This is a genomic window from Erwinia aphidicola, from assembly GCF_014773485.1.
In the GTDB taxonomy this organism is placed as follows: domain Bacteria; phylum Pseudomonadota; class Gammaproteobacteria; order Enterobacterales; family Enterobacteriaceae; genus Erwinia; species Erwinia aphidicola.
Map to the genome: position 1 here is coordinate 611,884 of NZ_JACXBP010000003.1, position 10,422 is coordinate 622,305.

The window sequence follows — 10,422 nt, forward strand, 5'->3', positions numbered from 1 at the left end:
GGTTCGCTTATTATGGGGATCAGAATCGCGGTTTCAAGGGAACCAGTCACATTGTCGGGGCAGTTTACCTCGTAAGGAATGCCAGTAACATGAATACCCACTTCAACTGCATCGGGATCGTCGGCCATCCACGCCACCCTACTGCACTCAGCACCCATGAAATGCTGTATCGCTGGCTGACCGGGAAAGGCTATCAGGTCATTATTGAGCAGCAGATCGCGCGCGAGTTGAAACTGGATGGTGTCCTGACCGGAACGCTGGCGGAAATTGGCCGCAAGGCCGATCTGGCCGTCGTGGTCGGCGGTGATGGCAATATGCTGGGTGCGGCGAGAGTGCTGGCGCGCTATGACATCAAAGTGATCGGAATTAACCGCGGTAACCTGGGTTTTCTCACCGATCTTGACCCGGACAATGCGCAGCAGCAGCTGGCCGACGTGCTGGAAGGCGAATACTTCGTTGAGAGCCGCTTCCTGCTGGAAGCGCAGGTTTGCCGCCAGTCCGGCACGCCGCGCATTGGCACGGCGATAAACGAAGTGGTGCTGCACCCGGGCAAAGTGGCGCATATGATCGAGTTCGAGGTCTATATTGACGAGAACTTCGCGTTTTCGCAGCGATCGGATGGCCTGATCATCTCCACGCCGACCGGTTCCACCGCCTATTCCCTCTCGGCCGGCGGGCCAATCCTCACCCCGTCGCTGGATGCCATTGTGCTGGTGCCGATGTTCCCGCATACCCTGTCGGCCCGGCCATTAGTGATCAACAGCAGCAGCACCATCCGCCTGCGTTTTTCCCATATGCGCGGCGACCTGGAGATCAGCTGCGACAGCCAGATAGCGCTGCCTATCCAGCAGGGAGAAGATGTACTAATCCGCCGCAGCGATTATCACCTGAACCTGATCCACCCGAAAAATTATAATTATTTCAACACGCTAAGCTCAAAGCTCGGCTGGTCAAAAAAATTATTCTAAAAAGCGTGCTGCCTGAGTTTACTGTTTATAAAACCAGTATATACTGTATGAAAAACCATATCTGTGTTTTCATACAGGAAAGACAATTATGCTGGCACAACTGACCATCAGTAACTTCGCGATTGTTCGCGAGCTTGAGATCGACTTTCAGCGCGGAATGACGGCTATCACCGGGGAAACCGGTGCGGGTAAATCCATCGCCATTGACGCGCTGGGTTTGTGTCTGGGTGGTCGTGCCGAGGCTGATATGGTGCGCCAGGGGGCAGCACGGGCCGATATCTGCGCGCGCTTCTCCCTCAAAGATACCCCTTCCGCGCAGCGCTGGCTGACGGACAACCAGCTGGATGACGGTAATGAATGCCTGCTGCGCCGTGTGATCAGCAGCGATGGTCGCTCACGCGGCTTTATCAACGGCACTGCGGTGCCGCTCTCCCAGCTGCGTGACCTCGGCCAGGCGCTTATCCAGATCCACGGCCAGCACGCCCATCAGCTGCTGCTCAAACCTGAACACCAGAAAACACTGCTGGATGCTTACGCCGGTGAACCTCTGCTAATGCAAAACATGGCGCAGCACTATCGTCAGTGGCACCAGAGCTGCCGCGCGCTGGCGCAGCATCAGCAGCTGGCGCAGGAGCGTGAAGCGCGTCGTGAACTGCTGCAGTATCAGCTGAAAGAGCTGAACGAGTTTGCGCCGGTCAGCGGCGAATATGAGCAGATTGATGAAGAGTATAAGCGCCTGGCGAACAGCGGGCAGCTGCTCTCGACCAGCCAGCAAGCCCTGCTGATGCTGGCCGATGGCGAAGAGAACAACCTGCAAAGCCAGCTGTATACCGCACGCCAGCTGATGACCGAGCTGATTGAGATGGACGACAAGCTGAGCGGTGTGTTTGGCATGTTGGAAGAGGCCGCTATCCAGATCAGTGAGGCCAGCGATGAGCTGCGCCACTACTGTGACCGCCTCGACCTTGATCCTAACCGCCTGCACGAGCTGGAGCAGCGCCTGTCGCGCCAGATTAGCCTGGCACGCAAGCATCACCTCGCCCCGGAAGAGCTGCCCGTATTTCATCAGCAGCTGCTGGCAGAACAGCAGCTGCTTGACCAGCAGGAGAGCGACCAGGACGAGCTGAGCGCAGCCGTCAGCCTGCACTATGCTGCTGCCCTGAGCTGCGCACAGCAGCTGCACGAGCGCCGCACTCATTTCGCCAACGAGCTGAGCGGGCTGATCACCGACAGCATGCATACGCTGTCGATGCCGCATGGCCGCTTCAGCATTGAAATTCAGTTTAACCCGGACCATCTGACGGCTGAAGGCGCGGACCGTATCGATTTCCGCGTCACTACCAACCCTGGCCAGCCGGTTCAGCCGCTGGGCAAAGTGGCATCGGGCGGTGAGCTGTCGCGTATTGCGCTGGCAATTCAGGTGATTACCGCACGTAAAATGGATACGCCGGCGCTGATTTTCGATGAGGTGGACGTGGGTATCAGCGGGCCAACCGCCGCAGTGGTCGGTAAAATGCTGCGCCAGCTGGGTGAATCTACTCAGGTGATGTGCGTGACGCACCTGCCGCAGGTGGCAGGCTGTGGCCATCAGCATTTCTACGTCAGTAAAGAGACCGACGGTGCGATGACCGAAACGCATATGCAGCCGCTGGACAAGCGCGCCCGCCTGCAGGAACTGGCACGTTTACTGGGCGGCAGCGAGGTCACGCGCAACACGCTGGCGAACGCCAAAGAGCTTTTAGCCGCCTGAGCATTGCACTTTTTTACCGGATTGTGGTCATATCGTTGCTTCGCAGAGGTTTTAAACTGCGGAAAGGTTTATTATCATCGGCAGCTTACACTGGTATCGTAGTTGCACACTGATAGACCCATGTCCTGGAGCGGTTTGTTTCAGGGAGTCCGGGGATACGAATATAGCCACAAAGGAATAAACATTGATTATGCGCTGTAAAACGCTGACTGCTGCCGCGGTGGTTCTTCTGATGATGACCGCTGGATGTTCCACTCTGGAGCGAGTGGTTTACCGCCCGGATATCAACCAGGGCAACTACCTGGTCGCCAATGACGTCGCCAAAATCCATACTGGCATGACCCAACAGCAGGTTGCTTACACGCTGGGCACGCCGATGATGCACGACCCGTTTGGTAAAAACGTGTGGTATTACGTATTCCGTCAGGAGCCAGGCCACGAGCCGGTGAAACAGCAGACGCTGACCCTGACGTTTGACCAGAACGGTACGCTGACCAACATTGATAACAAACCTGCACTGAGCAAAAACGAAGGTTAATCCTCTGTTCAGCCAGAGGCCGCCCTTTTTTTCCGGTTGGCCTGTAAAAAAATAAGGCGCTCAATGCGCCTTATTTTTTTGCTGCCCGTTCCGCCCGCTGGCGGCGCAGATCTTTCGGGTCGGCAATCAGCGGCCGATAGATTTCGATGCGGTCACCGCTCTGCACTTCATCCTGCAGCTTCACCGGGCGGCTGAAAATCCCCACCTTGTTCTGCTGCAAACTGATGTCGCTGCGTATCTCCAGCAGGCCGGAGGCGATGATCGCCTGCTCTACGCTGCTGCCTTCCGGCACTTTGACGCTGTAAAGATACTGCTTGTCCGGCAGTGCATACGCCACTTCCACCACGATATCAGGCACTGTAGACCTCTTTCGCCCGCTGGGTAAACGCCTGCACCATGCTGCTGGCCAGCTCTTTAAAGATGCGGCCAAACGCCAGCTCAACCAGCATGTTGGTGAACTCAAAGTCCAGATTCAGCTCAACCTTGCAGGCTTCTTCGCTCAGCGCAGTAAAACGCCAGCCGCCGTTTAGCTTGCGGAACGGACCATCAACCAGCTGCATATGGATGCTTTGATTATCGGTCAGCGTATTACGGGTCACGAAGGTTTTACTGATGCCGGCTTTAGAGACATCAACTGAAGCGGTCATCTGGTCATCGCTGGCGTCCAGCACCCGGCTACCGGTGCAGCCCGGTAAAAACTGCGGATAGCTGTCGACATCGTTAACTAAGCGGTACATCTGCTCAGCACTGTACGGCACCAGCGCGGAACGACTAATCTGGGACATAACGATTCCTGTCAATTTCTAGAACTTATAAATAATACCATTGCCAGCAATCAAACAAAAATTCTCTCCGGCCGGGCATCTGCTAGAATACCCGTTTCCCCCGTCAGCGGCTTTACAGGGGATGCCATTAATCACTGCTTCATGTACACTAAGTAGCACTATGACAAAGAAAAAAGCACATAAACCCGGTTCCGCTACCATTGCCATGAACAAGCGCGCCCGCCACGAATACTTCATCGAAGAAGAGTTCGAAGCCGGGCTTTCGCTCCAGGGATGGGAAGTCAAAACTCTCCGCGCCGGTAAGGCCAACATCAGCGACAGCTACATTATGCTGCGCGATGGCGAAGCCTACCTGTTTGGGTCAACTTTCCAGCCTTTGAGCGTCGCCTCTACGCATTATGTCTGCGACCCGACGCGCAGCCGCAAGCTGCTGCTGAAAAAACGCGAGCTCGACACGCTGATTGGTAAAGTTAACCGTGATGGTTACACCATTATCGCGCTGTCGATGTACTGGAAAAACGCCTGGGCTAAGCTGAAAATCGGCCTGGCAAAAGGTAAGCGCGAGCACGACAAGCGCGATGACATCAAAGATCGTGAGTGGAAATTAGACAAAGCACGTATTATGAAACACGCTAATCGCTAACCTACTGGTACAGCGACAGGTTTTTCTGATATACTGCGAAACAGTACTTGGGGCTGATTCTGGATTCGACAGGATTTGCGTAGCCCTAGGAGCATGCCGAGGGGCGGTTTGCCTCGTTAAAAGCCGCAAAAAAATAGTCGCAAACGACGAAAACTACGCACTAGCAGCTTAATACCCTGCTTAGAGCCTTCTCTCCCTAGCTTCCGTTCTTAAGACGGGGATCAAGAGAAGTCAAACCCAAAAGAACTCGTGTGGATACCCGGCCTGGGGTTGAAGCACTAAAACTAATCAGGCTAGTTTGTCAGTGGCGTGTCTGTCCGCAGCTGGCCGGCGAATGTAAAGACTGACTAAGCATGTAGTGCCGACGGTGTAGTAATTCTGGACGCGGGTTCAACTCCCGCCAGCTCCACCAAATCTTTTCGCGGCGGTTCCAGAGCCGACCGCAGAAGTCCTGAAAGCCCACAAGGTTAACGCCGAGTGGGCTTTTTTGTGTTTGTAAAAAAACTCAGAACTCCAAAAATCCTGTAATTTTTGGAGTAGGATAAGCGGTAAAACGTCTTCCAAAACATGCAGGGACAGTTACATGAGAAGACAATGCATACGAAAGCTGTTACTTGGTTAATAATTAATTTTAGCTTGATCTCGTTGTAGATAACCTTAATATAATTATATAGTTAGATATTTAGATAATTAATATTAGACATATAATTACATCCCTGCTAATATCCAGAAAATATCCCTACCAAGGTGGAAATCTGTGAAAAGTGTCGGATTTTTCAATAATAAAGGTGGAGTAGGCAAAACCACTCTATTATGCAATGTAGCTGCATCACTTGCCATTCAGCATAATAAGAAAGTTCTAGTTATAGATGCAGACCCTCAATGCAATGCATCGGCATACATCCTTAAAGAAGAGGATCTTGAAAGAATTTTCTTGAATAACAACTTCTACAGCATTGATTCGTTCTTTGATCCTGTGCGAAGAGGTCAAGGCTATCCTCAAGAAATGCCTGAAATTGTTAGTAGTGAAAGGTTTAATGTTGATCTAATTGTTGGCAGCCCTAAACTTTCAATTAGAGAAGACCTGTTAGCTACTGACTGGGCTGCTACAAGAAATGGAGAACACAGGGGATTTCAAACCACTTATGTTTTCAAAGAATTAATTTCAAGACTACATCATTACGATATAATAATGATTGACATGGGGCCATCGCTTGGTGCTTTAAATCGATCTGTGATTCTTGGGGTCGATACTTTCCTAATGCCGCTTTCAGTTGATATCTTCAGTATGATGGCCGTTGAAAACATCATTAAATCTTTTAATACATGGAAATCAGCTCTTTCTGATGCAATTGAAAAATATATAGAAGCTGAAAACACACCATTTATGATAGCAAATAAAAAAGTTGAATGGGATTTAAGTTTCGCAGGCTATGTGATGCAACAATATAAAGCAAAGAGCAAATCAGGAGTTCGAGAGCCTGTAGCCGCATTTGAAAGAATCATTTCCAAACAAAAAACAGAATTAGTTGAGCTTTGTAATTTCTTCAATTCAAATATAGATGATTTAAACTTAGGTGAAATCCCAACACTTAGTAGTGTTGTTCCATTATCTCAGCAAGCCCACGCACCAATATTTGAATTATCTGCAAAAGATGGCATCGTTGGTTCACAATATACACGAGTATCAGAAGCAGCTGATTTCTTCCACAAAATAGCATCTAATCTAATTGAGCGTTTAGAAAAATGATTTCTTGGCCAGATACTTTAATTGCAGCTCTTGCTAGACGTCGTTGTGTGATTATGATTGGTGCAGGAATATCTAAAAATTCTGCTAATGATTTAGGTAAAAGGCCTGCAACTTGGGAGGAATTCCTTAGAGCATGTCTGGATGAAATAGATGATAAAGAGTGCATCGACCAGTTATTATCTCAAAAAGATTATCTAAGTGCATGTGAAATTATTAAAGAAAAACTTACTTTAGATATATTTATTGACAAAGTGCAAACTGAGTACCAGCGCGCTGGTTATAGACATGCGAAAATTCACGAACATATCTACAATCTTGATGCATCTATAGTTGCCAGTCCAAATTTTGATACTATTTATGATTCCTACGCAGGTGGTATATCAGCTGGTACTTTAATAGTAAAAGATCATACTAGTGATGATACTGCAAACTATCTGAATGGTGGTGACACAAGACTTTTGCTAAAAACCCATGGGTCGGCGAATGCGCCACAACAAATAATATTCACTCGCCGAGATTATGCTGAAGCTAGGACAAAATATGTTTTATTTTATGAGATCATAAAAGCTTTAGCTTTAACCCATACATTCCTATTTTTAGGATGTGGCACAGATGATCCTGATATTAGGATGCTATTTGAAGATATTCAGTTTGCACATGGTCGCATACCTTATCATTTCATGACATTACCTAATGGAGAAATTCATCGTGATTTACTTGGCATCGCTTCAAGATCAATGAGAGTTAAATTTTTATCCTATTCATCAGATAATGGACACTCGGAGCTTACTGATTCACTTGAACAGCTTGTAGAAAAAGTTGAACAATTCAGAATGGAAAACTTAAAAGAAACACAAAAATGGTAAACCATCAGCTTATTGACTAAAATTTATCATTCAGCAGTAAAACTTACCCCCCCCTCGACTTTAGTAAGGTGGAAATCGACTTCACGAATTTTTTTTCGACTTTCGGATGTTCAATTCTGACACTCTGCATGTAAAATTGTATATCGTGATTTAATATAATTCTGTCGGAGTTTAATAATCATCATTACCTTTCTTTCTCTAAATTAGTTGTAATGCCGTGATTACCACCGTCGGTTACCGCATCCTGATCAGGATAACCGGGAAGATCCACAGCTTCTCAAACTCTGCGTCTTTCTACGATGGCAATATGCCGATTATGCCGCTGATCGATTTGAATTCAACCGCAACAGGGCGTTATGGCTCATAAACCGTCGTGCCATAGTTACTTATTCGAAAATCGTCGCCAGTCGAGCCATCACATCATCAACTATTTCTGCTGGAGCATCCTCCAGCTTCCTGCCGTGTCGTGAAGCCATATCCAAAGCGCGCGGTTGATCGCAGCGGACCACGCCGACCGTGCGCATACCCGCGCCATCGAGTGGCACTGCAAATCCCGCTGTACGGGCAAAGTTGCCGCCGTTAGTGACAGGCAACACAACTGGTGTTCCCGTCAATCGGTTAAAAGCATCAGACGAAACTATCATAACTGGCCGCGTCCCCTGCTGCTCGTGTCTGAAGGTAGGGTCAAGTGAGACAGTCTAAATCCCCCCCTCTTTCCATCTAATAAACTCTCCACCAGCAGGTTTGTTGTTCAGCCATTCACGGTCATCAGGTGAAATTTCAGCGCGACTGTCACATTGAGCAAGCAACTGCTCAAGCGTATAGCGCGGGCGAGATTGTACTTCCACAATCAGTCGGCCAGCATTAACAGACATACCTACTTTCGCTCCAGCATTTAGCTGCAAAACATCCAGCAGCACAGGGGGTACGGCCAGCATGATTGATCCCCCCACTTTTCGCAGATTGGTAATGTACATAACCCCTCCTGTTTCATTATATAAATATATAACATCACAACTAAACGCTACCCACGTAAGCTGTAGAGTAAATTATGAGCCTTGCAAAACATCAACAGGCATCGCTAAAGCAATGCCTGTTTCCACTGCCAGTCGTCAGATCTCAGTTAACAGGTGATCTTCGCTCTCCAGCCGTAAACTCAGCATCTCAATGCGTTCCACCAGCACCCACAGCAAGATATCGCGGGCTATAGGGTGAGTGAGTTCGGTGATGGCAAAGGCCAGAGCGCGGCACTGGTCGCATAACTCGGTGGTTTCTAGCGGGGTGTAGTCATAAATTCCGTCATTCATCATGGTTATCTCGATACAGTTTTTAAGATATCCACCACCGAAACGCCAATTTACGGGAGGTGGACTGAGCAGGGTTGGCGTACCGACTGTATCACCCGGCGCTTCATCAGAAGCCCCCACTCAGTCCATCACGGATTATGCCCGAAAAAACTATACGGAACATACAGATGTGCAGAGGTTGTGACATCATTCGTAGTTAAAGTGGAATAATGCCGCGATACAAAGGTCAGGACGCCAATCCCGTCGCCGGATTTTGCCGACGCATGACCACCTTAATCCTCGCTGAAGCACTTATTCAAGCACACACGATGGGTTGCAGCCGATTCTGGAAGGCGGCGCATAAAACGTGACAATTACGCGTGCCTAAACAAACAAATCGCGACTCGCTAACCGCATTTATAAGCGCTGCGTGACGAGGTGCGGGGAATTAAAGGCGGTAAAGAACGTGTATATATCCAGGTTAACCCGCCTTCATACACCGGGTCGTTGGGAAAAGACGGTCGCCACCACAGTATATGAAGCCCACCTATCTTCCTGCCATCGTCGCGGCTTAACAATCGCAGCGGGCACGCTGTTAACAGGGATGAGGCCTGCCGGAGGTAAGCCGGACGTCACGCGGCAGGGATGCCGCGTGCCGAGCCCCGCAGGGATCGTCTTTTGCCGTTCCGGCGTGCTCTGGCTGGCCGCAGACCGGTTTGCTGATGGTATCGCGATGGAAGTCATGTTGGTGCGGGTTTACAGGATGTACCCTGCGGCACACGAAAGCCCCGGACTTCTGCCGGAGCCTCTGCGGGTCGACCGAAAAAGATGGTCGACCCCTACGGTATATGAAGGATCCGGGACCGACCGGAAAAGACGGTCGCCACCACAGTATATAAAGCCCACCGATCTTCCTGCCATCGCCGCGGCTTAACACTCGCAGCGGGCACGCTGTTAACAGGGATGAGGCCTGCCGGAGGTAAGCCGGACGTCACGCGGCAGGGATGCCGCGTGCCGAGGCCCGCAGGGAGCGTCTTTTGCCGTTCCGGCGTGCTCTGGCTGGCCTCAGACCGGGTTGCTGATGGTATCGCGATGGAAGTCATATTGGTGCGGGTTCACAGGATGTACCCTGCGGCATATGAAAGCCCCTGACTTCTGCCAGAGCCTTTGCGGGTCGATCGAAAAAGATGATCGACCCCTACGGTATATGAAGGATCGGAGGTCGAACGAAAAAAATGGTCGCCCCCTACGGTATATGAAAGCTCGCGAATCTTCCTGCCGTCGTCGCGGCTTAACACTCGCAGCGGGCACGCTGTTAACAGGGATGAGGCCTGCCGGAGGTAAGCCGGACGTCACGCGGCAGGGATGCCGCGTGACGAGGCCCGCAGGGAGCGTCTTTTGCCGTTCCGGCGTGCTCTGGCTGGCCTCAGGCCGGGTTGCCGATCGTATCGCGATGGAAGTCATGTTGGTGCGGGTTCACAGGATGTACCCTGCGACATTTGAGGCCACTGAATTCTGCCTGAGCCTCAGCGGGTCGATCGGAAAAGATGATCGACCCCTACGGTATATGAAGGATCGGAGACCGACCGAAAAAGAGGAGCGTCCCCAACGGAATATGAAGGATTAGAGACCGACCGGAAAAGACAGTCGCCACCACAAAATATGAAGCCCACCTATCTTCCTGCCATCGCCGCGGCTTAACACTCGCAGCGGGCACGCTGTTAACAGGGATGAGGCCTGCCGGAGGTAAGCCGGACGTCACGCGGCAGGGATGCCGCGTGCCGAGGCCCGCAGGGAGCGTCTTTTGCCGTTCCGGCGTGCTCTGGCTGGCCTCAG

General features: G+C 50.6%; 10 protein-coding genes, 1 other RNA gene and 1 pseudogene. 7 read left to right on the plus strand and 5 right to left on the minus strand.

Annotated features, from left to right (window positions below):
• Nucleotides 1-89: 89 nt before the first annotated feature.
• The 3 genes from nadK (at nucleotide 90) to bamE (ending at nucleotide 3,256) form a co-directional block, all read left to right on the plus strand.
• On the plus strand, nucleotides 90-968 hold the full coding sequence (gene nadK / locus ID864_RS10030) for an NAD(+) kinase (protein ID WP_048915058.1): 879 nt from the start codon (nucleotides 90-92) through the stop codon (nucleotides 966-968).
• Nucleotides 969-1,056: 88 nt separating this feature from the next.
• Nucleotides 1,057-2,718, plus strand: coding sequence for a DNA repair protein RecN (gene recN, locus ID864_RS10035; RefSeq protein ID WP_191149786.1), 1,662 nt, complete (start codon nucleotides 1,057-1,059; stop codon nucleotides 2,716-2,718).
• Nucleotides 2,719-2,908: 190 nt separating this feature from the next.
• Nucleotides 2,909-3,256 (plus strand): outer membrane protein assembly factor BamE, encoded by a 348-nt coding sequence (gene bamE / locus ID864_RS10040; protein ID WP_048915057.1) that lies wholly within the window; start codon nucleotides 2,909-2,911, stop codon nucleotides 3,254-3,256.
• Nucleotides 3,257-3,326: 70 nt separating this feature from the next.
• Here bamE and ID864_RS10045 read toward each other — a convergent pair whose 3' ends face one another.
• The gene (locus ID864_RS10045; RefSeq protein WP_099753938.1) at nucleotides 3,327-3,614 is read right to left on the minus strand and encodes an RnfH family protein; all 288 of its coding nucleotides are present in this window, start codon (nucleotides 3,612-3,614) and stop codon (nucleotides 3,327-3,329) included.
• Nucleotides 3,607-4,041, minus strand: a complete 435-nt coding sequence (locus tag ID864_RS10050) for a type II toxin-antitoxin system RatA family toxin (protein ID WP_048915054.1) — start codon at nucleotides 4,039-4,041, stop codon at nucleotides 3,607-3,609. Before ID864_RS10050 ends, ID864_RS10045 begins: the two co-directional genes overlap by 8 nt.
• 160 nt (nucleotides 4,042-4,201) lie before the next feature.
• Here ID864_RS10050 and smpB point away from each other — a divergent pair, with 160 nt between their 5' ends.
• The 4 genes from smpB to ID864_RS10070 all read left to right on the plus strand — a co-directional run bounded on the left by smpB (nucleotide 4,202) and on the right by ID864_RS10070 (nucleotide 7,300).
• Nucleotides 4,202-4,684, plus strand: coding sequence for an SsrA-binding protein SmpB (gene smpB, locus ID864_RS10055; RefSeq protein ID WP_048915053.1), 483 nt, complete (start codon nucleotides 4,202-4,204; stop codon nucleotides 4,682-4,684).
• A 49-nt stretch (nucleotides 4,685-4,733) separates the two neighbouring features.
• Nucleotides 4,734-5,096, plus strand: a transfer-messenger RNA (tmRNA) gene (gene ssrA / locus ID864_RS10060).
• A gap of 345 nt (nucleotides 5,097-5,441) precedes the next feature.
• Entirely contained in the window at nucleotides 5,442-6,434 is a 993-nt protein-coding gene (locus ID864_RS10065) for a ParA family protein (RefSeq protein ID WP_191149787.1), read from the plus strand.
• Nucleotides 6,431-7,300, plus strand: a complete 870-nt coding sequence (locus tag ID864_RS10070) for an SIR2 family protein (protein WP_191149788.1) — start codon at nucleotides 6,431-6,433, stop codon at nucleotides 7,298-7,300. The genes ID864_RS10065 and ID864_RS10070 overlap by 4 nt, the downstream gene beginning before the upstream one ends.
• Nucleotides 7,301-7,686: 386 nt before the next feature.
• On the opposite strand, the pseudogene ID864_RS10075 reads toward ID864_RS10070, so the two are convergent.
• The 3 genes and pseudogenes from ID864_RS10075 to ID864_RS10085 all read right to left on the minus strand — a co-directional run.
• Nucleotides 7,687-7,995, minus strand: a pseudogene (locus tag ID864_RS10075) (type II toxin-antitoxin system PemK/MazF family toxin); the annotation flags it as partial.
• A 3-nt stretch (nucleotides 7,996-7,998) separates the two neighbouring features.
• Entirely contained in the window at nucleotides 7,999-8,277 is a 279-nt protein-coding gene (locus tag ID864_RS10080) for an AbrB/MazE/SpoVT family DNA-binding domain-containing protein (protein WP_224750457.1), read from the minus strand.
• Between the two features lie 135 nt (nucleotides 8,278-8,412).
• Nucleotides 8,413-8,610, minus strand: a complete 198-nt coding sequence (locus ID864_RS10085; RefSeq protein ID WP_224750458.1) for a hypothetical protein — start codon at nucleotides 8,608-8,610, stop codon at nucleotides 8,413-8,415.
• Nucleotides 8,611-10,422 lie beyond the last annotated feature (1,812 nt).